Source organism: Halodesulfovibrio sp. MK-HDV, assembly GCF_009914765.1.
GTDB lineage: Bacteria > Desulfobacterota > Desulfovibrionia > Desulfovibrionales > Desulfovibrionaceae > Halodesulfovibrio.
In genome coordinates, this window is record NZ_WYDS01000003.1 from 200,941 (window position 1) to 221,456 (window position 20,516).

Annotated in this window: 21 protein-coding genes and 1 pseudogene; 21 read left to right on the plus strand and 1 reads right to left on the minus strand. The window is 45.6% G+C overall.

Translation table 11 applies throughout. The features are described from left to right. Nucleotides 1–13 precede the first annotated feature (13 nt). From MKHDV_RS03560 to MKHDV_RS03660, 21 genes and pseudogenes are all read left to right on the plus strand, one after another. Nucleotides 14–1,507 (plus strand): aldehyde dehydrogenase family protein, encoded by a 1,494-nt coding sequence (locus tag MKHDV_RS03560; RefSeq protein ID WP_160712324.1) that lies wholly within the window; start codon nt 14–16, stop codon nt 1,505–1,507. A gap of 46 nt (nt 1,508–1,553) precedes the next feature. After that, nucleotides 1,554–4,106 (plus strand): choline trimethylamine-lyase, encoded by a 2,553-nt coding sequence (cutC, locus tag MKHDV_RS03565; protein WP_160712326.1) that lies wholly within the window; start codon nt 1,554–1,556, stop codon nt 4,104–4,106. A gap of 21 nt (nt 4,107–4,127) precedes the next feature. Next, on the plus strand, nt 4,128–5,081 hold the full coding sequence (gene cutD, locus MKHDV_RS03570; RefSeq protein WP_160712328.1) for a choline TMA-lyase-activating enzyme: 954 nt from the start codon (nt 4,128–4,130) through the stop codon (nt 5,079–5,081). Between the two features lie 151 nt (nt 5,082–5,232). Further along, nucleotides 5,233–5,586, plus strand: a complete 354-nt coding sequence (eutS, locus tag MKHDV_RS03575; RefSeq protein ID WP_160712330.1) for an ethanolamine utilization microcompartment protein EutS — start codon at nt 5,233–5,235, stop codon at nt 5,584–5,586. Between the two features lie 20 nt (nt 5,587–5,606). Continuing rightward, on the plus strand, nt 5,607–6,089 hold the full coding sequence (locus MKHDV_RS03580) for a EutP/PduV family microcompartment system protein (protein WP_160712332.1): 483 nt from the start codon (nt 5,607–5,609) through the stop codon (nt 6,087–6,089). Nucleotides 6,090–6,101: 12 nt separating this feature from the next. After that, nucleotides 6,102–6,809 (plus strand): hypothetical protein, encoded by a 708-nt coding sequence (locus MKHDV_RS03585; protein ID WP_160712334.1) that lies wholly within the window; start codon nt 6,102–6,104, stop codon nt 6,807–6,809. Continuing rightward, a complete protein-coding gene (gene eutJ / locus MKHDV_RS03590; protein WP_160712336.1) occupies nt 6,791–7,630 on the plus strand; it encodes an ethanolamine utilization protein EutJ in 840 nt (279 codons plus the stop codon). Before MKHDV_RS03585 ends, eutJ begins: the two co-directional genes overlap by 19 nt. 17 nt (nt 7,631–7,647) lie before the next feature. Then, nucleotides 7,648–7,953: a BMC domain-containing protein gene (locus tag MKHDV_RS03595; protein WP_160712338.1), complete on the plus strand. Its 306-nt coding sequence runs from the start codon at nt 7,648–7,650 to the stop codon at nt 7,951–7,953. Further along, on the plus strand, nt 7,947–8,237 hold the full coding sequence (locus tag MKHDV_RS03600; protein ID WP_160712340.1) for a EutN/CcmL family microcompartment protein: 291 nt from the start codon (nt 7,947–7,949) through the stop codon (nt 8,235–8,237). The genes MKHDV_RS03595 and MKHDV_RS03600 overlap by 7 nt, the downstream gene beginning before the upstream one ends. Beyond that, nucleotides 8,218–9,552, plus strand: a complete 1,335-nt coding sequence (locus tag MKHDV_RS03605; RefSeq protein ID WP_254060402.1) for a 4Fe-4S dicluster domain-containing protein — start codon at nt 8,218–8,220, stop codon at nt 9,550–9,552. The genes MKHDV_RS03600 and MKHDV_RS03605 overlap by 20 nt, the downstream gene beginning before the upstream one ends. A 1-nt stretch (nt 9,553) precedes the next feature. Continuing rightward, complete coding sequence (locus MKHDV_RS03610) at nt 9,554–10,102, plus strand: BMC domain-containing protein (RefSeq protein ID WP_160712344.1); 549 nt, start codon at nt 9,554–9,556, stop codon at nt 10,100–10,102. A 66-nt stretch (nt 10,103–10,168) separates the two neighbouring features. Next, a complete protein-coding gene (locus tag MKHDV_RS03615) occupies nt 10,169–10,816 on the plus strand; it encodes a cupin domain-containing protein (protein WP_160712346.1) in 648 nt (215 codons plus the stop codon). 3 nt (nt 10,817–10,819) lie between these two features. After that, nucleotides 10,820–11,071: pseudogene (locus MKHDV_RS18840) on the plus strand (BMC domain-containing protein); the annotation flags it as partial. Nucleotides 11,072–11,898: 827 nt separating this feature from the next. Next, nucleotides 11,899–13,425 (plus strand): acetaldehyde dehydrogenase (acetylating), encoded by a 1,527-nt coding sequence (locus MKHDV_RS03625; RefSeq protein WP_160712350.1) that lies wholly within the window; start codon nt 11,899–11,901, stop codon nt 13,423–13,425. Further along, nucleotides 13,426–14,070, plus strand: a complete 645-nt coding sequence (locus MKHDV_RS03630) for a phosphate propanoyltransferase (RefSeq protein ID WP_160712352.1) — start codon at nt 13,426–13,428, stop codon at nt 14,068–14,070. A 19-nt stretch (nt 14,071–14,089) separates the two neighbouring features. Continuing rightward, nucleotides 14,090–14,380: an ethanolamine utilization microcompartment protein EutM gene (eutM, locus tag MKHDV_RS03635; RefSeq protein ID WP_160712354.1), complete on the plus strand. Its 291-nt coding sequence runs from the start codon at nt 14,090–14,092 to the stop codon at nt 14,378–14,380. Nucleotides 14,381–14,727: 347 nt separating this feature from the next. Continuing rightward, nucleotides 14,728–15,813, plus strand: coding sequence for a hypothetical protein (locus MKHDV_RS03640; protein WP_160712356.1), 1,086 nt, complete (start codon nt 14,728–14,730; stop codon nt 15,811–15,813). A 1-nt stretch (nt 15,814) separates the two neighbouring features. Next, nucleotides 15,815–16,081 (plus strand): hypothetical protein, encoded by a 267-nt coding sequence (locus tag MKHDV_RS03645; protein WP_160712358.1) that lies wholly within the window; start codon nt 15,815–15,817, stop codon nt 16,079–16,081. A gap of 478 nt (nt 16,082–16,559) precedes the next feature. After that, nucleotides 16,560–17,390 (plus strand): MerR family transcriptional regulator, encoded by an 831-nt coding sequence (locus MKHDV_RS03650; protein ID WP_216846847.1) that lies wholly within the window; start codon nt 16,560–16,562, stop codon nt 17,388–17,390. A gap of 367 nt (nt 17,391–17,757) precedes the next feature. Then, a complete protein-coding gene (gene sstT / locus MKHDV_RS03655; protein ID WP_160712362.1) occupies nt 17,758–18,996 on the plus strand; it encodes a serine/threonine transporter SstT in 1,239 nt (412 codons plus the stop codon). A gap of 380 nt (nt 18,997–19,376) precedes the next feature. Beyond that, nucleotides 19,377–19,700, plus strand: coding sequence for a putative quinol monooxygenase (locus tag MKHDV_RS03660; protein WP_160712364.1), 324 nt, complete (start codon nt 19,377–19,379; stop codon nt 19,698–19,700). 98 nt (nt 19,701–19,798) lie between these two features. On the opposite strand, the gene MKHDV_RS03665 is transcribed toward MKHDV_RS03660, so the two are convergent. Then, nucleotides 19,799–20,362 (minus strand): flavin reductase family protein, encoded by a 564-nt coding sequence (locus tag MKHDV_RS03665; protein WP_160712366.1) that lies wholly within the window; start codon nt 20,360–20,362, stop codon nt 19,799–19,801. Between the last annotated feature and the right edge of the window lie 154 nt (nt 20,363–20,516).

Genomic DNA, 20,516 nt, shown 5'->3' on the forward strand with positions numbered 1-20,516 from the left:
GGGAGTGCCTTTGATGACAATTATAGACAATGATTTGCTCTCGATACAGGAAGCCAGAATTCTTGCAGAAAACGCGTATGAAGCTCAGAAGCTGCTCGCGGCGTTTTCTCAGGAAAAGCTAGACGTTATTGTTGAGAGTATGGCCGATGAGCTTGAACAACATACACAAGCTCTCGCTATGATGTCCCATGATGAAACGGACTATGGCGACTGGCAACATAAGCTCATTAAAAACGAGTTCGTTTGTGGCTTTGCCCGCAGAGCGTTGAGAGGAATGCGCTGCGTAGGTATCATCGGTGAAGACCGAGAGAAACAGACAAAAGACGTCGGGGTTCCTGTAGGTGTAATTGTTGCGTTGTGTCCGGCAACTAGTCCGGTTTCAACAACAATCTACAAAGCATTGATTGCAATTAAGTCGGGCAATGCCATTGTCTTCTCTCCACACCCGAGAGCGAAAAAAACAATCAGTAAGACTCTTGATATTATGATTGAGGCTGCCCAGAAACACGGGCTTCCAGAAGGGGCACTGTCGTACTTGCATACAGTGGCTTCCAGCGGAACCGTGGAACTGATGGAGCACAAAGAAGTCTCTCTCATTCTGAATACGGGCGTTCCCGGTATGCTTGACGCTGCAAGCAAATCCGGCAAGCCGCTTATTTACGGCGGTGCTGGCAATGGTCCGGCATTTATTGAACGCACGGCAGATATTCAACAGGCTGCTAAAGACATTATCGCCAGTAAAACATTTGATTACGGCGTTGTTTCAGCAGCAGGGCAGTCCATTGTTGTCGATGGTTGCATTGCTGGTGAAGTAAAAAGCGCACTGCAAAGCAATGGCGCATACTTTATGTCTGAAAACGAAGCTAGCACGCTTGGATCTTTACTTTTTCATTCCGACGGAAAACCAAATCATGATCTGATTGGGATACCGGCCGTCAAAATAGCACGTAAAGCCGGTTTTTCAGTACCGGATAACACCACTGTATTGGTCGCAGCTCGAAAATATGTGTCTGAATTTGACCCGTATTCTCGCGAAAAATTGTGTCCTGTTCTTGGCTTTTACATTGAGCCTGACTGGATGCATGCATGCGAAAAATGCATAGAGCTGCTGCTTAGCGATCGCTGCGGGCACACTCTGGTTATCCATTCAAAAGATGAAGATGTAATTACTCAGTTTGCGCTTAAAAAGCCGGTGGGCAGGGTGTTGGTTAACACTCCTGCAGCGTTTGGCAGCATGGGCGCAACAACGAATTTATTCCCTTCCATGACTCTGGGCAGCGGCTCAGCAGGCAAGGGCTTTACATCAGATAACGTATCGCCAATGAACCTGATTTACCTTCGCAAAGTCGGATACGGCGTGCGTGGTGTTGAATCAATGGATGCAGAAGTTTTCCATAAAGATACTCCGGCAGCAAAGTTTGTCGAACCTGTATCTTCTGGTGATTTCAGCTCCAATTCATTGCAGGCAGTACATCGCATTTTGAAAGAGGCTATTGGAGAGCTCTAATGCCGACAATTAACTCTGAAAAATTTCAAATATAAGTGAGGTAGTAGTGGATATTCGGGACTTATCAAATCAGCTTGCTGAAGCTACAAAAAACATGACTCCGGAAGAACGTACTTCTTTGAAAAAAATGTTCGAAGAAGTAACTGAAGATATTTTGAACCGTCAGGCTGCCAACGGCACCCCTGTTCAATTTGCTCCAACTACACATGGTACTGAAATCCCTGACGGCCCTACAGATCGTCAGGTTCGCTTGAGAGAAAACTTCCTTAAGCAGGTTCCAACCATCACCACTCACCGTGCTCGTGCAATTACTAAAATTGCTAAAGAAAATCCGGGCATGCCTAAAATTTTGCTTCGTGCAAAATGCTTTAAGCATTGTTGTGAGACTGCTCCTCTGGTTATCCAGAATGACGAACTTATCGTTGGTGCACCTTGTGGCGCGCCTCGTGCCGGTGCTTTCTCTCCAGATATCGCATGGCGCTGGGTGGCAGATGAAATCGACACCATCAGCACTCGTAGTCAGGATCCTTTCTTCATCTCTGAAGAAGACAAAAAAATCATGCGTGAAGAGCTGTTCCCGTACTGGGCTGGCAAATCCGTTGATGAATATTGTGAAGATCAGTACCGCGAAGCAGGTCTTTGGGAAATTTCAGGCGAATCTTACGTATCCGATTGTTCATACCACGCAGTAAACGGTGGTGGTGACTCCAACCCTGGTTACGACGTTATCCTGATGAACAAAGGTATGCTCGATGTTCAGCGTGAAGCAAACGAACATCTTGCTACATTGGACTACAAGAACCCTGAAGATATCGAAAAAATTTACTTCTACAAATCGCTGATTGATACTGCAGAAGGTCTTATGATCTACGCACGTAGAATGTCAGAATACGCAGCACAGCTTGCACAGCAGGAAATGAATCCTCAGCGTAAAGCTGAATTGATGCAGATTTCTGAAGTGAACGCACGTGTTCCTGCTCATAAGCCTTCTACTTTCCGCGAAGCAATTCAGTCTGTATGGACTATTGAGTCCCTTCTGGTTGTTGAAGAAAACCAGACTGGTATGTCTATTGGTCGAGTCGATCAGTACATGTACCCGTACTACAAAGCTGATCTCGAAGCTGGCCGCATGACAGACTATGAAGCATTCGACCTTGCCGGTTGTATGTTGATCAAAATGTCTGAAATGATGTGGATTACTAACGAAGGCGGTTCTAAGTTCTTCGCTGGTTACCAGCCGTTTGTTAACATGTGCGTTGGCGGTGTAACCCGCGAAGGCCTTGATGCTACAAACGAACTTACCTACTTGCTTATGGATGCTGTTCGCCACGTTAAAGTGTACCAGCCATCACTCGCAACTCGCGTACATAACAAATCCCCTCAGAAGTACCTCAGAAAGATTATTGACGTAATCCGCGCTGGCATGGGCTTCCCTGCAATTCACTTTGATGACACCCACATCAAGATGATGCTTGCTAAAGGTGTTTCCATTGAAGACGCACGCGACTACTGCCTCATGGGTTGTGTAGAACCGCAGAAATCCGGTCGTCTCTACCAGTGGACATCCACCGCATATACCCAGTGGCCTATTTGTATTGAGCTTGTTCTCAACCACGGTGTACCGCTTTGGTATGGCAAACAGGTTTGTCCGGATATGGGCGAACTCAGCAGCTTCCAGACTTTCGAGCAGTTCGACGATGCTGTTAAAGCACAGATTAAATTCATCACTGAGAAAAGTAGCATCGCTACCGTTATCTCTCAGCGTGTTCATAAAGAGCTTGCTCCTAAGCCGCTCATGTCCATCATGTACGAAGGTTGTATGGAAAACGGCTGCGATGTTTCCGCAGGCGGCGCAATGTACAACTTTGGTCCTGGTGTAATCTGGAGTGGTCTTGCTACCTACGCAGATTCAATGGCTGCAATCAAACGCCTCGTATTTGATGAAAGAAAATACACTCTTCATCAGATGAATGAAGCTCTTAAAGCTGACTTCGTTGGTTTTGAGCAGATTAAAGCTGATTGTCTTGCTGCTCCTAAGTTCGGTAACGACGACGATTACGCAGACCTTATTGCTGCTGATCTTGTTAACTTTACTGAAACAGAACACCGCAAGTTTAAAACTCTCTACTCAGTATTGAGCCACGGTACTCTGTCCATTTCCAACAACACCCCATTTGGTCAGCTCACCGGCGCATCTGCTGGTGGTCGTGCAGCTTGGATGCCTCTTTCTGACGGTATCAGCCCAAGCCATGGCGCAGATTTCAAAGGCCCTACAGCCATCATCAAATCTGTTTCCAAAATGCCTAACGACAGCATGAACATCGGTATGGTTCATAACTTCAAGCTGATGTCCGGCTTGTTGGATACACCACAGGGTGAAGAGGGTATTTTGACTCTCATCCGTACCGCCAGCATGCTCGGCAACGGCGAAATGCAGTTTAACTACCTTGATAACGATGTTCTTCTCGACGCTCAGAAGAGCCCGGAAAACTATCGTGATTTAGTTGTTCGTGTTGCAGGCTACTCAGCATTCTTTGTTGAGCTTTGCAAAGACGTTCAGGACGAAATTATCAGCAGAACCATGCTGACAGAAATATAGCCAGACGGGGTTTGAGTACACATGACTACATCTAATTCAGACATGATTGAAAGAAAGGGACTGATTTTCAACGTACAGAAGTACAACATGTACGATGGTCCGGGAGTTAGAACCCTCGTATTTTTCAAGGGATGTCCGTTGCGTTGTAAGTGGTGCTCAAACCCCGAAGGCCAGAAACGTAAGTTTCAGATCCTTTACAAACAGGATCTCTGCGTCAATTGCGGCATGTGTGCCTCTGTATGCCCTGTGGGACTTCATTCCATGGGGGCAGGTGGAACGCTGCATGAGATGTCAGATAGCATTGACTGCATAGGGTGCGGTAAATGTGAAGAAGTCTGTGCTGCATCAGCACTTTCCGTCGTCGGTGAAAAGAAGACCACCTCAGAGGTGATGGATATTATCGAAGAGGATAGAGCCTTTTACGATGTATCCGGCGGTGGTGTTACTTTAGGCGGTGGAGAAGTGCTGATGCAACCAGAGTTCGCTACAAACGTACTGATGACCTGTAAGCAGCGGGGCATCAACACTGCTATCGAAACTTGCGGATACGCAAGACAAGAAGCAGTGCTTAAAGCTGCTGAGTTCGTGGACCTGTTCCTCTTCGACATCAAACATATGAATTCAGAAAAGCACTACGAACTGACCGGAGTGCGCAACGAAACCATTCTGGAGAACGTAACAGCGCTTATTGAAAAGCGTCATAACGTTAAAATCCGTCTGCCGCTGATGAAAGATGTGAACGATGCACCAGAGGATATTGAAGCGCTTATTGCCTTCTTAAAGCCATTCCTCGGACGTAAAAATTTCAAAGGTGTCGATATGCTTCCGTACCACAAGATGGGCGTGAACAAATACAAGCAGCTGGGCTGGGATTACCCGATGAAAGGTGAATTCGCCCTTGGTGATGCTGATCTGGATAGAATTGAAAACCAGTTTAAAGCACACGATTTCCCAGTTTCAGTAATTCGACATTAAGCAACATGCCTTCGGCGAGTCTCCGACGGGCAAGGGCTCTGCCCTGCACCCGCAAGGGGGACGCCCCCTTGACCGCGAATTTGTGGAAAGAGGGTGGGTTTTAAAACCGGATGGCGAGTAAATTTGTTGGTAAATTTAAGGGTAGTTCACGATGCAAAGTAATCAATCCCAAGAGTTGGAACGAATCATTCAAGAAACCGTTCCCGGCAAGCAAGTAACAATCGCCCACGTAATCGCGGCTCCGATGCCGGATATTTACGAGCGATTAGGCGTGGAAGAAAAGGGCGCACTGGGCATTTTGACCCTGTCTCCTTTTGAAACCGCAATTATTGCCGCTGATATTGCCACCAAAACAGCAGACGTGGAGATCGGCTTTTTAGACCGTTTCACTGGCTCTGTTGTTCTTACAGGCAGCGTTGAAAGCGTGGAAACTGCATTGCAGGCTGTTGTTGATGTGCTTGCTCGCAATCTTGGCTTTACCGCCGGTACTGTTACCCGCTCCTAGGCTGTTTGGTAATACGGCGAATGATACGACGACGAATCATGCTCATCGGGGCAACAGGCAGCGGTAAAACGACACTCGCCAACGTGCTTAATCAGCATGATGATTCTGTTCACGGTGACGTGCCTTTTTCTGGATGCTCACCTGTTCGCTGCGGGCAGGAAGTTGTTTATGGAAAACATACAGTGGATGTGCCGGGTGGATATTTTGATACCCCGTGGATGTACAACCATCTTATTTCCATAGCGCAGAACAATGCATCCCATGTGGTGTTTGTTGTCAGCCAGTCACAGCGTTCAGTTGCCGGTGCTCCGGGACTTGCAAAAGTGTTCGGATGCCCAGTTACCGGAGTTGTGACCCAGTGCGATGTAAAGCCGGAAAACAATGCATTTTGCCTGAAGCAGTTACAGCATTTTGGCGTTTCGGAACCATATTTCAATGTCAGTGTGGCAAATGGAAGCGGGATTCCGGAGTTATTACAGCATCTGTTTGATGCTCGTACGTGAAAGGAACAGTAGATGAAGTTTATTACCGAAGACGACCTTCGTGCATTGCATAGAAAAGAAGCCCTCACGGACTTCGATGTTACGAAGGACATGAAACTCACTCCCGGTGCACGTCAGTTCCTGAATGACAGAAGAATTACCATCCTTATCGACGGTGTTCCTTCTGAGCACGCTGAATCTTCTTCTTCAACGTACTTTCAAGCTTCAACTGCTGAAAAGCCTGCTGTTGCGGCTGTCGAGTCTGCTGAAACCGAACCCGACTGGAAAAAGAAGCGACTTCGCAGCGAGCTTAAATCCATCGCCAATACCTTTCTTCTTATTGCCTGTGAATTACAGGGCCGAGATATTGAACTTTCCCAAAGTGTTGTCGCTCTTGAACGAGAAGTTGCTGCAATGCAGACCATTCTTGATGAAGATGCACAGTTGCAGGATCTGGAATTTGAAGAGTGCAACGGCATCACAAAAGAAAATTTTTCCAGCCCGTTGGAAGACTGTTTCGAGATTACTCCGGAACATATGCGTCCACCCAATGGCAAAGAGATTTTGCTTCTGAATAAATTGCGCTGTGCCATGCACATGCTGGAAGCATCCGTATTGGAACTTTACGGAACTCGCCTCGATGAAAACAACTTCTGCGTTCGGGTCAACCAGATCCGAAACGTTCTGTCGCAAATGATATGCACAGCACTGGGAGGAACAGAGTGTCAGAGAAAAGAGTAAATTTTGAATTCTGCGACCAGCTCGTTCAAGAGTTTGAAGACGCAGTTGAAAAGCCGATTAAGAATAGTTCTTCTGTCTATTACACAGGAGTGGATTTGGGCACAGCGTGTGTGGTTATCTCTGTACTTGATGAGAACCGCAAACCTGTTGCCGGTGCGTACAGATACGCAGATGTAGTTCGCGACGGAATGGTTGTGGATTATATCGGCGCTGTGCAGCTTGTCCGCGAGTTGAAAGAAGAAGTTGAAGAAAAACTCGGCACAGAATTACTCTATGCTGCCTCTGCCATTCCTCCGGGAACAGACGGGCTGGATTCCGGTGCAATCAGAAACGTTGTGGAAAGCGCTGGCTTTGAATTGACTCAGCTTCTTGATGAGCCGACCGCAGCGAACGAAGTACTTAAAATTTCTAATGGAGCCGTGGTTGATATCGGTGGCGGCACTACCGGCATCTCCATCCTGAAGGATGGAAAAGTTATCTATGTTGCTGATGAAGCAACGGGCGGTACCCATTTCTCCCTTGTTATTTCCGGGGCATATAAAATGCCTTTTGATGAAGCTGATGCTTTTAAGCGCGACGCTAAAAATCATAAAGAGCTTCTCCCAGTTTTACGACCAGTTATCGAAAAAATGTCGACCATCATCAACACTCATATCGAAGGGTACGATGTTCAGGAAATTTCTCTCGTTGGCGGTACATGCTGCTTGGCTGGGATTGAAGACGTCATTGAAAAACGAACTGGTATCTACACGCATAAACCAAAAAATCCAATGTTCGTCACACCGTTAGGAATCGCTCTTAGCTGTAAGGCGGAAGCATAGCTCAGAAGGGTATCATTATGGAATTTCGCATAATTAAATCACCGTCTCCTGGAGCATTGAGCATTCTGTTGCGGCGCAGAGGCTCCGGTAAGTCAGAAATAGATGAACCAATCGACGCGGTCGGTCTTATTCAGGGCAAAATGATCGATATGGTTGTTGCTGCGGATATTGCTGAGAAGAGCGTTGGGGTTGATGTTGAAGATATCAAAGGCAACTGCCCGCAGAACATGATCCTGCTTGCCATTATGGGCGACACGGCTTCCGTTGAAGCTGCAATGGCAGAGATTAAGTTCAAGCTTAAAGAAGGACATTACGCATGCTAGTTGCAGAACTCATAGGCAGCGTTTGGTCAACTCGCAAAGCGGAAACTCTGAAAGGCTTCAAGCTGATGCTTGTGGAACTTCTTGGTGGAAGTCGTAACGGAGAGCGCATGATGGTTGTGGATACCATCGGTGCTGGAATCGGAGACAGGGTTATCATTACAACCGGATCTTCTGCCCGAAGAATGTTGGAAGATGACAACATCCCTGTGGATGCCGTAATTGTCGGCATTATCGATGATGACTGTGAGCTGCCAAGTTTTGGAGATGCGTGTGAATCTGATTGAGCAAGTTAATAACGCAGGCGTAATTGGTGCAGGTGGTGCTGGATTTCCAACCCACGTAAAACTTTCCGCTACCGCAGAATTCATTTTGCTTAACGGCGCAGAGTGCGAGCCGTTATTGCGAGTGGATCAGCAGTTAATGGAAATCTACCCTGATGAAATTATTCTGGGATTCCAGAGTGCGGGAAAAGCCGTAGGGGCAAAGAAAGCGTACCTGTGTATTAAAGAAAAGCACGGGAAAGTCATTTCCATTTTACGGGAACGCATTGAAGCACTTAATGCCTCTCCGTTTGTAGAAGTGACACCGCTTCCTGATGTGTACCCTGCAGGCGACGAACAAATTTTAGTCTACACCGTGACCGGACGTTCTGTACCGGAAGCAGGCATACCGCTGAATGTCGGGTGTGTTGTTATCAACTCTGAAACAGCTCTCAACATTTTCAACGCGTCGAAAGGTCTGCCGGTAACAGAAAAATTCATCACTGTTGCAGGGGACATCCCGAACAGAGTGACGGTGAAAGTTCCGGTCGGCACGCCGATTATGGACGTGTTGAAGCAGAGCGGGCTTGATTCATTCGACGACTACGCAGTGATTGACGGCGGCCCTATGATGGGACCTGTCATGACTGACCTGAGTGGTCATGTTGGTAAAAAGCATAAGGGTTTTGTGATTCTTAAAAAGGATCATTCTCTTATCCGCAAAAAAACAACCACGATTGAACAAGCAAGACACATTAATATTTCAGCATGTGCGCAGTGTCGCATGTGTACAGATTTATGCCCTCGTTACCTTATCGGGCATAATGTCGAGCCTCATAAGTCCATGCGAATTCAAAACTATGGGCTTAATGACGTTGAAGGCAAAAGCCATGCGCAACTTTGCTGCATGTGTAACCTTTGCGAATTGTTCTCCTGTCCTGCCGGACTGCATCCGAAGCTAGCAAACGATGCGCTGAGGCGTGATCTTGCTGAGCAGAATATTCGCTATCAGGCAAGCGGCAATGAGCCGGCTGCACGGCAGAATCGTGAATACCGTCAGGTGCCGAGCAAGCGTCTGACAGCACGGTTGGGATTAAGCACGTACGACAAGGCTGCTCCTTTGCAGGAAGTTGTATGCGCGCCGGAGGCTGTTTGCATTCCGATTGATTCCCATGTTGGTGCACCTGCTATTCCGACTGTTTCTGTTGGAGACCATGTGCAGGCAGGCCAGTGTATCGGCGTTGCTGCTGAGGGCAAACTCGGCGCTCCGGTTCATTCAAGCATTGCCGGAACCGTTATCGGAATTGAGAATAATCACATCGTCATAAGAAGGGGTTGAGATGGGTAACGCAATCGGAATGGTTGAATTTACAAGTATTGCAAAGGGTATCTACACCGTCGATCAGATGATCAAGGTCGCTGAAGTTGATGTTATTACCGCAGTCTCTACTTGTCCGGGTAAATATTTTGTCATTGTCACAGGTGACGTTGCTTCCGTGGAGAACTCAGTGAGGGTTGGTGAAGAGCACGCCGGAGAATATCTGGTCGACTTTATCATGATCCCTAACATTTCTCAGGAGCTTTTTCCTGCACTTTCAGGCGCGACAATGCCTGAACATATGGGTGCCATTGGTATTGTGGAGTCTTTCTCCATATCAACCATGGTTATTGCTGCAGACGCAGTCCTTAAAGCTGTGAATGTAGAGCCTATTGAATTGCGCTTAGGTCAAGGCTTGGGCGGCAAGGCATTCTTTACTTTCACCGGTGATGTGGCTGCGGTAAGTGCAGGCGTTGATCAGGCAAAAGAAGTAATGAAAACAAAAGGCTTGCTGGTAAATGCAGAGGTTATTCCTTCTCCTTCAGAGAAGTTGATACCTGCACTGCTGTAAGCAAAGTACCGTGACAGATGTGTTTGAATTTTATGGGCGCAGAAACAGAGAAGGAGGTATGAAGAAATGAAAAAAGTCGTTTGTGCAAAGGACGTTGAGACCCTTATCAAACAAGGCAAATCAACACTGTATGTCGATGCGAATACTATTTTGACCCCCTCTGCGAAAGATGCTGCAAAACTTGCTGACGTAGAAATTGTTGTAGGTGCACCACAGCAACGTGCATGTGAACATGATTCTACTCCCGCATCATCATGTGATGGGGCTATCAGCAGTGATCTGATCTATTCAGCATTGAAAGCAATGTATGAGCGAGGAATGCTTGACGCATTTCTGAAAGATTTAACTCGAAAAGGATTCACTTCTGAAGCCGTTGGCGGCGGAAAAATCGTTCGAGGTAATTCTATTGAGATGGAACCGTTTGAGACCGGCACAGCCGGTGCAAAAGCGTGTTCTCAGGAAGTAATCGGTAAAGGCGATGGTCGAATTCAATCTGGATTTTTTGAAATTGATCATTCCCGATTCGAACAGGATTTTGCTTGTGAAGCAAACTGCCATTTACTTGAAGGAACAGTAAACATCACCATTAACGGTCAGACTGTGAAAGCAGAAACCGGTGACGTTTTCTATATTCCGGCAGGTGCAAAAGTAGTTTGGGACGCAGCAGGCAAAGCTCGTTTGTTTTACTCCAGATTTCCACAGTCAAAGGGATAACAGATGAAGTCACTTGGTTTGATTGAAACAAAAGGACTTCTCCCTGCCATTGAGTGTGCGGATGTAATGCTTAAGGCCGCGAACGTTCGCCTTTTGGGTAGAACTTGCGTCGGTGCAGGACTTGTTTCTGTTTCCGTAACCGGTGATGTGGCTGCGGTTTCGGCTGCTGTAGATGCTGCCAAGGCGGCTCTATTACAGCTGGATGCCAATGCGTTGTACTCCAGTCATGTGATTCCTCGTCCGGATGAAGAAGTGTTCGACAGTATGTTTAGTTCAGCGCTGATTGGCAGAAGCGAAGAGAATAAACATAATGCTGACGCAGAATTGTCCGGTGTTGTTGAAGCACAGGTAAATGACTCGGAACCAGAATTTGAGTTGGTCAAACCCGATCTGACTAAGACTGAAGTCGCTGAGGCAAAAGGCACTGCGGTTGTAGCGAAAGAGACTCTTGCTAAATCTGAAAAGGGTAAGCCTGAAGTCAACAACGCTGCACAGAAAAAGATCGCACCAACTCAGGTTGAATCAACCAAGCCGGAAACGGTAAACGTTGAATCTAAAAAAGTAGATTCTCAAAATATTGAGCAATCAAAAATTGAGTTGTCAAAAGTAGAATCAATGAAAGTTGATTCTACGGAACCGAAGAAGGATTCTGTTGAAGTAACGCCAGAACTCCCACCAACTTCGAAGGATACGACAACGACTGCTGTAACAGAAACCACTGCTGAGAATGACGGCAAACATTCTGGTAATGATTCTGAAAAAACAAAGCCTGCCCTTCCTTCCGCTGGGCAGACACCTCCGGTTTCCAAACCGGAAAACGTAAAAGCACCGGTTATGTCCAAGGGTGCAGTCGCACGTAAAAAAGACGTGGATGCATTGTGGACAGAGCAGGGTGCTGATGGGGTAGCTGCCGGATTAACCAAGCTGACATTAGCAAAACTGCGAATCTTAGCTCGTGAATATCCCGATCTCCCTATTGAATCCAAAAAACTTTCCAAAGTGAAAAAGCGCACACTGGTGGAAGTTTTCAAGCGTTACTACGCTTCGTTGAATAAATGATGAGATGTTAGAGGAGCTACAAAATGGACTACGATCTATTATCTGTCCAGGAATCGCGGGATCTAGCCCGCCAGGGCAGTATAGCTGCTGAAAAGATTGCAAGTTACACCGATGAGTTAATTGACTCTATTCTCTGCTGCATGGTGCAGGTGGCAAGAGAGAATGCGGTACGGCTTGCCCGTTTAGCAGTTGAAGAAACCGGCTTCGGCAATGTGCCTGATAAGACATACAAGAACCATATGGCTTCACAGCTGTTGTATGACGCAATCAAGCCCATGAAAACTGTCGGTGTTATTAGTGAAGACAGGGCTCGTAAGGTTATCGAAATAGCAGAACCAGTTGGTTTGCTTATGGGGATTACACCTTCAACAAACCCTACCTCCACAACAATCTATAAAGCAATGGTTGCTATTAAAGCACGTAACGCCATTGTTTTTGCACCGCATCCAGCTGCATGCAAATGCACCATGGAAGCAGCACGGCTCATGTGCGAAGCGGCAGTCAGTGCTGGAGCACCACAGGGTATTATCTCCTGTGTCTCCAAGCCTTCAATGCCTGCTACAAAAGAGCTGATGCATTCTAAAGAAATCAAAATGATTATCGCTACGGGTGGTCCCGGTATGGTCAAAGCCGCATACAGCGCAGGTAAACCTGCTCTTGGTGTGGGCGCCGGTAACTCTCCAGCGTACATTGAAAGAACAGCGAATATTCCTCAGGCCGTGAAGAATATTATTGCCAGTAAAACCTTTGATTACGGTACGATCTGCGCGTCAGAACAGTCTGTAATCGTTGAAGAGTGCAATAAAGACGCTGCTGTTGCTGAGTTTAAAAAACAGGGTGCGTACTTTATGTCTGCTGAAGAGACACAAAAAGTATGTTCACTGCTGTTTAAAAATGGCCATGTGATGAATGCACAATTTGTGGGCAGAGCCCCGCAAGTTATCGCTTCAGCCGCAGGGATCACCATTCCGGAAGGAACAAGAGTCTTGATGGGCGAACAGCAAGATGTCGGGGATGGCTTCCCGCTCTCGTTTGAAAAGCTCACCACAGTACTTGCGTTCTACACCGTTAAGGACTGGCACGAAGCATGTAAGTTGAGCATTAAGCTGCTTCAGAATGGTATCGGGCACACAATGAGCCTGCATACTGAAGACGAAAATATCGTAAAAGAATTCAGTGTAAAGCCTTCATCCAGAATTCTGGTGAATACAGGCGGCACGCACGGCGGTACCGGCGTGAGCACTGGTCTTACCCCTTCCTTCACTCTCGGGTGCGGAACATGGGGTGGCAGCTCAATCTCTGAAAACGTAACACCACTGCACCTTATTAACATTAAGAGCGTGGCGTACGGTTTACATGATTGCAGCACAATTGCTGAAAATGATCCTACGTTCAACTATCCTGAACTCGCGGAATATACCGCGAAGAAGCCTGTTGTAGACACCATGTTTCCTAAGGGTGGATGCTCTGACACTGGCAGCACAATAGAACACGATCACCTTATAGATTTGGTTACGTCGCTGGTTAACGCTCTTCACAAGGGAGCGTAAATGAGTAGCTACGATGCGGTGCTAAAACTTCTCCTCAAAACTGTTGAAGCAGCAATTGATGAGTCGGAAGCGCACCAAGAGGGCATAGCAGTCGGAATCTCCAATCGCCATGTACATCTTTCACAGGAAGATTTGGATGTGCTGTTTGGGAAAGGGTACCAACTGACAAGGCTAAAAGACCTCTCCCAACCCGGGCAGTTTGGATGCAAGGAAATTGTAACCATATGCGGCCCAAAGGGTGCAATTGAGAAGGTTCGAGTGCTTGGACCAGTACGCAGTAAAACCCAGGTTGAAATTCTTGCGGGAGATTCCTTTAAATTAGGGGTCAAGGCACCTGCAAGGTTATCCGGAGATCTACAAGGAACTCCGGGGATTACAATTATAGGTCCGAAAGGATCTGTCCAGACAAAAGAGGGGCTGATTGTTGCTCAACGTCATATCCATATGCATTCAAACGATGCAACGGAGCATGGCGTGCGGGATGGGCAAATAGTCGGCATTGAGCTTGACGGGGTACGAGGCGGTATTTTTCATAACGTAGCAATTAGAGTCAGCAATGAGTCCGCTTTGGAATTTCATGTTGATATCGAAGAAGCAAACGCAATGAACCTTACCTCTTCATCCGTTGTTGATATCGCAATTTAATATCGGAACAGGAGAACATATGTCTAAACATGACGCGTTAGGAATGATCGAAACGAAAGGTCTCGTCGGTGCAATTGAAGCTACTGATGCGATGGTTAAAGCTGCCAACGTGACCCTGCTGGGTAAAGAACACATTGGTAGCGGGCTTGTTACCGTTATGGTGCGTGGTGATGTTGGGGCTGTAAAGGCTGCAACTGATGCTGGTGCAGCCGCTGCACAACGTGTGGGGGAAGTAGTTTCCGTACACGTAATTCCGCGTCCGCATGGTGATGTTGAAACCATTCTTCCAATACGGAAGGATTCCAAATAATATATTTTGCAAAACGTGCAAATGAATCTGTTTTCTTTGCACGTTTTGCTAATTCCACATTCCGTAACCATTCCGGCAGGTGGTGTTAGCGTTCGGCTTACGCTGAATATCAGTTGTAAAAGTGTGCATACCTCGTTAGAGGACTTTACATGACTGATGTGTAGTTTGAACGTTCTGTATACCTGAGAAAAGGCGTCTGTAGGTTTACAAGCTTCACCTTTCACGATGGTTTCGACTGGCTGATGCAACACGCTAAGAGCGCAGTGATGTGGAGAGAGAAAAGAGGGGCGTGTTGTCTATTCTGGACAACCGATATTAAGAAACTTAAATAAAAAAGGTTCTTATCTATGAGTGAAGTAGTTTTACAGAGCAGAGAAGCCGTTGTCGCGAAACGAAAGCTTGATGCTAGTTTCCGCACTAAAGGTATTGTCATTGCGTTGTTATCAGCTGTTTTCTATGGCCTTTACACCGGTTTCCTTACCCTTGGTATGGCTAAAGGTGTATGGGGCGATTGGTATGGCGCAAACACCGCTGGATTGTCCGCATTTGTTGTAACATATTTTCTTGGTGCTGTTGGCTCCGCTATTAACGATAGCTTCAGCGCAATCTGGGCTCTCTTTTTTGCAACAACCCGTGGCCGTATTGGCGACTTCTTTAGATGTCTTAACACTAAACCAGGCCGTGTAATGGTTCTGGCTGCGTTAATCGGTGGCCCGATTGCTACCACCGCTTACGTTGTAGGCCTCCAGCTTGCTGGTTCTATTGTTGTTCCAATTAGTGCTCTTTGTCCTGCTATCGGCGCAATTCTGGGCCGTGTTCTGTTCAAGCAGGAACTTAATGCACGCATGATGCTCGGCATCGGTATCTGCTTCCTTGCAAGTTTTATGATTGCAAGCACCAGTCTTGGTGGCGAAGCACCTGATGGCCAGTTCCTCGGTATTTGTATCGCATTTATCGCTGCTCTTGGTTGGGGCTTTGAAGGTTGTGTTTGTGGTTACGGTACATCCATGATTGATTCTGAAATTGCTATTACCATCCGCCAGACAACCTCTGCATTGTCCACCCTGTTTATTTTCATTCCAGCTATGGCATTTATGTCCGGTAGCTTGGATTCTTTAGGTCTTGTAATTGAAGCATTCACAAACAGTGGTTCCATTCACTGGTTCGTGATTAGTGGCCTTTGCGCATACTTGACCTTCATGTTCTGGTACCGTGGTAACGGCATGTGTGGTGCTGCGCTCGGTATGTCATGTAACGGCACATTCTCTTTCTGGGGACCATTTGGTTGCTGGATTATCCTCGGTGTAATCTTCGGTATCGATGGCTGGTCCATGGCACCTATCGCTTGGGCAGCTGCTGTTCTGATGATCGTGGGTATCTTTACTGTTGCAATGAACCCGCTCGATTTGTTCAAACAGAAAGAAGAGGTATAATATGAAGCCACTTAACTATGCAATGTTGAAGTACTTTACTACTGTTGAAGATGCATGTGTTGATGATGTGATGGATGCACTTAAAGGTGTATACGGTCACTTTAAGGCATTTGACCGCGACTCTATGGTTTCTGCCATTATGACAGCAGAAGCAAACGGTCTGTTAGCTGAAACTCGTTTTGAAATGGGTTCAGGTAACGAATTGAAGGTGTACTATTGTGCTCCTGAAGATGGTGCAGCAACAATTAACTACTACATTAGTGATTAGTTTGTTGTTGATTCACCAATAACGATTCGAAGTAATTGGTGTATTTGTCCTCCTGATGAAGGTTTAAAAACCTCATCAGGGGGATTTTTTTTTATATGCACTTAGGGTAGAGGATAAGTATCATGTGATGCAGAAGTGTGTATAAGAGCGTGTTGCATGTGTTTCTTGAAGTTTTCTGGTAATTGTATAAGTATAACAAACTATTATCAGAAAGTAGAAAGTTGTTTGAATGTTTTTTACCGCAGACTGAAACAAAGAGGTATTCAACTACACCGGATGTAGGGATGAATTGTTTTGTAAAATGCATGTGATCTGTGCTCCCCCGATATTTTTGCACGTGTTACTTTTTTACATTTTGCATGCCCGATAGTCTGCTATGACAGTTTTGTTCAACGTTTTTGTTGTACTATAATACGTGGAACGTAACTTAGTCATATACTCTGTTTTACTTGCGCTGTGTTCAAGCGGGAGGATGGTTGTGAAATCCAAGAGTAGTTATTCAATCGGAGAAGTTAGTAAAATATGCGGCTTATCCAAAAAAGCTCTTCGCCATTATGATAAAGTAGGCATTATTACGCCTGATAGATCGTGCGGCAATAATTATAGATATTATTCCCGATCTTCGCTGTTGGCTGTGCCGGTTATCAAATATTATAAGCAGATGGGCTTTAAACTCTCTGAGATGAAAGATGTAATGGAGAGCGGAGACTATCGTACTCTCAGGGCATCTTTTAAGTCGAAACTTGACGAATTATGTCAGGTTAAAGAAGAAGTGGATCGAAATTTCACTTCAGTTAAAGACTGGTATGAGCTTGTGGTGGAAGCGGAATCTGTACTGCATTACAAAGTACAGGACATATCAGTAAAGTTTGTTGAAGAGGATACGTTCTGTTTTCTTGATCAGGAATTTGCATATGATTACAGAGACTCAATCATTAATATTGAGTTCACGAATTTTATCGAATCAATTGATAACGAGATAACAGGGCCTGTAATTATAAAATTCCCTGATTACAAAGACAAAATGGATGGTAACTGCGTTAACATCTCTGTTTTGCAACGTGCTCTTAAGACGTGCAAAAAGGAAATAGAGACGCATTTTGGTGGATGCATGATGGTGTCAGCCTATCATATAGGTTCGCACGAAAATATTAACGATACGTATGAGCGAGTAACTCGTTGGGCAAGTGAACATAATTACACGCTTGGGCCTGAAGTTTATGAGCGATACGTTGTGGATTACTGGAGCACTCAGGATAGCAATAAGTTTGTCACTGAGATTCTCATAAATATTTCTGACCCAAAATAGGGTTTGAGATGCAGTCAAAAACCACTTGCTTGACGAAATTTGTTATGCAGAGCTGACGTACAACTTTTTTGGGCAAAAGTTGGCGATAACAGTTTTGCGAATTTTGTCATTTTCGGCAAAAAAGGTACGGCTATTGAATGGCAAAGAGAATAAAACGTTTTTTTTATTACCGTACGTATTGATTGCAGACCTTTTCGAATAAAAAAAAGCTTTTACTAAAAATAGTAAGAGCTTTTTTCTATGTATATACCAATAAATCTACATATTTTGGGTAGAAAATAATCTATTGACAGATTTGTGATGCGTCTTCTAAGAGGCATACTTTAGGTGTATAGCGTTCTTAAATTTTTTGGAAGGATTGAGTCAAATGATGGATATCATAAAAAAAATTGCTTCAGGCAGTTTAGTACTGCAGATCGTGTTGGGCATTTGTGCCGGTGTTCTCGTAGCAATGTTTGCTCCGGATGCTGCTAAATCTGTAAACGTCTTGGGTCAGCTTTTTGTTAAAGCACTCAAGGCTGTGGCACCAATACTCGTTTTTGTTATTGTTGCTTCATCTATCGCGAATCAGAAGAAAGGCGCGCATACAAACATGCGTTCTATTATCAGTCTTTACCTTATCGGCACATTCATGGCTGCATTAGTTGCGGTTGTAATGAGCTTTGTTGCCCCTACCACTCTTACTCTTGTTGCTACTACTACCAGTGCAACTCCTCCAAGTGGTATTGGTGAAGTTCTTAACACACTGCTCTTCAAAATTGTTGATAACCCAATCAATGCACTTGCTTCCGGTAACTTTATCGGTATTCTTGCATGGGCTCTCGCACTTGGCTTCTTCTTCCAGCATGCTGGTGAAGCAACTAAGACAGTGCTTTCAGATCTTTCTAACGGTGTATCCAGGATTGTAAAGCTTGTAATCCGCTTTGCACCTCTCGGTATCTTCGGCCTTGTTGCTAACACTGTTGCTGAAACCGGTTTTGAAGCGCTTGCTGGCTACACTCACCTGATCATGGTTCTGCTTATCTCCATGGGTATTATTGCTCTGGTTGTGAACCCGGTTATCGTATGGTTCAAAACTAAACAGAATCCGTACCCACTCGTATTTACCTGCTTGAAGGGTAGCGGCATTACCGCATTCTTCACCCGTAGCTCCGCTGCAAACATTCCTGTAAACATGGAACTCTGTAAGCGTCTTGACCTTCATGAAGACACCTACTCTGTATCCATTCCTCTTGGCGCTACTGTAAACATGGGCGGTGCTGCTATTACTATTACTGTAATGACACTGGCTGCTGTTCACACTCTTGGCATTCAGGTTGACTTAGCTACTGCTCTCTTGCTGAGTCTGATTGCTTCTATTTCTGCATGTGGTGCTTCCGGTGTAGCTGGCGGCTCCCTGCTTCTTATTCCTCTCGCATGTAGCCTGTTCGGTGTACCGAACGATATCTCCATGCAGGTTGTAGCTGCTGGCTTTATCATCGGCGTAATTCAGGACTCCGCAGAAACTGCACTTAACAGCTCTACAGACGTTCTGTTTACCGCTGCTGCAGATATTGCTGCCTCCCCTGAAAAAACAGTTGAAGCAAGCACCGCAGCTGCTGCGTAACTCTTTGTCTTCAAACAAGCCGCAAGCATAATGCTTGATGGTATTTTGAACAATTGAGTGTCTTGACAATAGCTTGTACAAGGGCCACGTATTATTACGTGGCCCTTTTTTTTTGAATTTTGATCGAAATTGTATCGTTTTGTACGACATAAGTTGTAAGTGTTCTGATCTAATAGTCTGAGGTTATACTTTGTGATTACCTCTTTTATACGATGGAACCTGTGCAGCGGTTTGGATACAGTCACGCAATGTAATTCAACCGGAGTCTGGTTTGTGCCTGCAGTTTTATTTTAATTACACAGCGAGTTAGTACTGTGCGCAATGAAAAGGCATACGTCGCCACGCGGACAGATCCAAGACTCCATTTAGAGGATTTCTCCATGGAATTTAAAGATATTCTTGTTGTGACAGCTCATCTGCGAGCTAAACAGGGAAAAGAAACTGAGTTACGAGTAGCACTTGAACAACTCGTTCAGGATTGTGATCATCACGTTGGGCTTTTGTTGTACAGCGTACATCAGGACGCATCTGACCCGGCTTCATTCCTTTTCTATGAGCATTACCTTTCTGAAAAAGCATTCAAAGATCATCTTGCCAGCGAAGAACTTAAAAAAGCACAAGTTATTTTCAATGAACTCGTGGATGGTGAGGCCCAAATTGAAACTTGGCATATGGCAGCCAGGATTGGGGAAATCTGCCAGTAATTAGCAAAGAATCCGTACAATGTGTGCCTAATAAAAAGAGCTCCTGCAGTCGTAACTGCGGGAGCTCTTTTTATGTGGAATCTGTTGTGTGTAGCGGATTATAGTTTAAGCGCTTTTCCGTCTCGCCAGGCATGCCCGATACAACGTCCTACTTCCCAGAAGCGACTGTCCGGCATGGTTAAAACAAAAGGTTTAATTTTCGAGATGTCAGGAACGCCTTCGGTCATAAATCGTTCTTCACACCATGTGCCGATAATTTCACCAATGAAAAATGTGTTGGTCGGCATTTCGACCGTCTTATGGAGTTTGCACTCTAGAGACAGCGGGCATTCATTTATAAGAGGGGCGGATTGAAGTTTACCGTAGAAATGCCCGAAGAGATCTGATTTATCAGTCTTCCTTGCGGAAACCAGACCTACGTAATCTGTAACTTTGACCATCTCAGTGGAAGGAAAATTAATACTGAACTCACCGGTCTCCATGATAGCTTCGTGCGAGGCATGCCCATTGTTGACGGCAATGCCGATCAACGGCGGGGAAAAGTTTACTCGCGTAACCCAAGCAAGCGCCATGTAGTTTGGACAGCCTTCATGCTGAGTTCCTAAAATGGCCATAGGCATAGGAAGGGCAAAACCTTGTGACCCGATATTAATTTTTTCCACCTGTATTCTCCTGCTGAATGATTCACTGGAAGCAGGGTAAGAATGCTTCCAGATGAAATAACAGTATGTGATAAACACCAGTTACTCATCAGAAGGAAGTTTGAAAGAGGTCTAAAAATAGGCGGAACTAAAGTCAGAGTATGATGTACGATAA

Bases quoted from the DNA above. Each gene is read 5' to 3' on its own strand.
- MKHDV_RS03585 (WP_160712334.1), top strand. From the start codon at position 6,102: ATGAAGTTTATTACCGAAGACGACCTTCGTGCATTGCATAGAAAAGAA.
- MKHDV_RS03595 (WP_160712338.1), top strand. From the start codon at position 7,648: ATGGAATTTCGCATAATTAAATCACCGTCTCCTGGAGCATTGAGCATT.
- cutD (WP_160712328.1), top strand. From the start codon at position 4,128: ATGACTACATCTAATTCAGACATGATTGAAAGAAAGGGACTGATTTTC.
- sstT (WP_160712362.1), top strand. From the start codon at position 17,758: ATGATGGATATCATAAAAAAAATTGCTTCAGGCAGTTTAGTACTGCAG.
- MKHDV_RS03615 (WP_160712346.1), top strand. From the start codon at position 10,169: ATGAAAAAAGTCGTTTGTGCAAAGGACGTTGAGACCCTTATCAAACAA.
- MKHDV_RS03605 (WP_254060402.1), top strand. From the start codon at position 8,218: ATGCGTGTGAATCTGATTGAGCAAGTTAATAACGCAGGCGTAATTGGT.
- MKHDV_RS03645 (WP_160712358.1), top strand. From the start codon at position 15,815: ATGAAGCCACTTAACTATGCAATGTTGAAGTACTTTACTACTGTTGAA.
- MKHDV_RS03600 (WP_160712340.1), top strand. From the start codon at position 7,947: ATGCTAGTTGCAGAACTCATAGGCAGCGTTTGGTCAACTCGCAAAGCG.
- MKHDV_RS03625 (WP_160712350.1), top strand. From the start codon at position 11,899: ATGGACTACGATCTATTATCTGTCCAGGAATCGCGGGATCTAGCCCGC.
- eutM (WP_160712354.1), top strand. From the start codon at position 14,090: ATGTCTAAACATGACGCGTTAGGAATGATCGAAACGAAAGGTCTCGTC.
- MKHDV_RS03630 (WP_160712352.1), top strand. From the start codon at position 13,426: ATGAGTAGCTACGATGCGGTGCTAAAACTTCTCCTCAAAACTGTTGAA.
- MKHDV_RS03580 (WP_160712332.1), top strand. From the start codon at position 5,607: ATGATACGACGACGAATCATGCTCATCGGGGCAACAGGCAGCGGTAAA.
- MKHDV_RS03660 (WP_160712364.1), top strand. From the start codon at position 19,377: ATGGAATTTAAAGATATTCTTGTTGTGACAGCTCATCTGCGAGCTAAA.
- eutS (WP_160712330.1), top strand. From the start codon at position 5,233: ATGCAAAGTAATCAATCCCAAGAGTTGGAACGAATCATTCAAGAAACC.
- MKHDV_RS03560 (WP_160712324.1), top strand. From the start codon at position 14: ATGACAATTATAGACAATGATTTGCTCTCGATACAGGAAGCCAGAATT.
- MKHDV_RS03640 (WP_160712356.1), top strand. From the start codon at position 14,728: ATGAGTGAAGTAGTTTTACAGAGCAGAGAAGCCGTTGTCGCGAAACGA.
- MKHDV_RS03610 (WP_160712344.1), top strand. From the start codon at position 9,554: ATGGGTAACGCAATCGGAATGGTTGAATTTACAAGTATTGCAAAGGGT.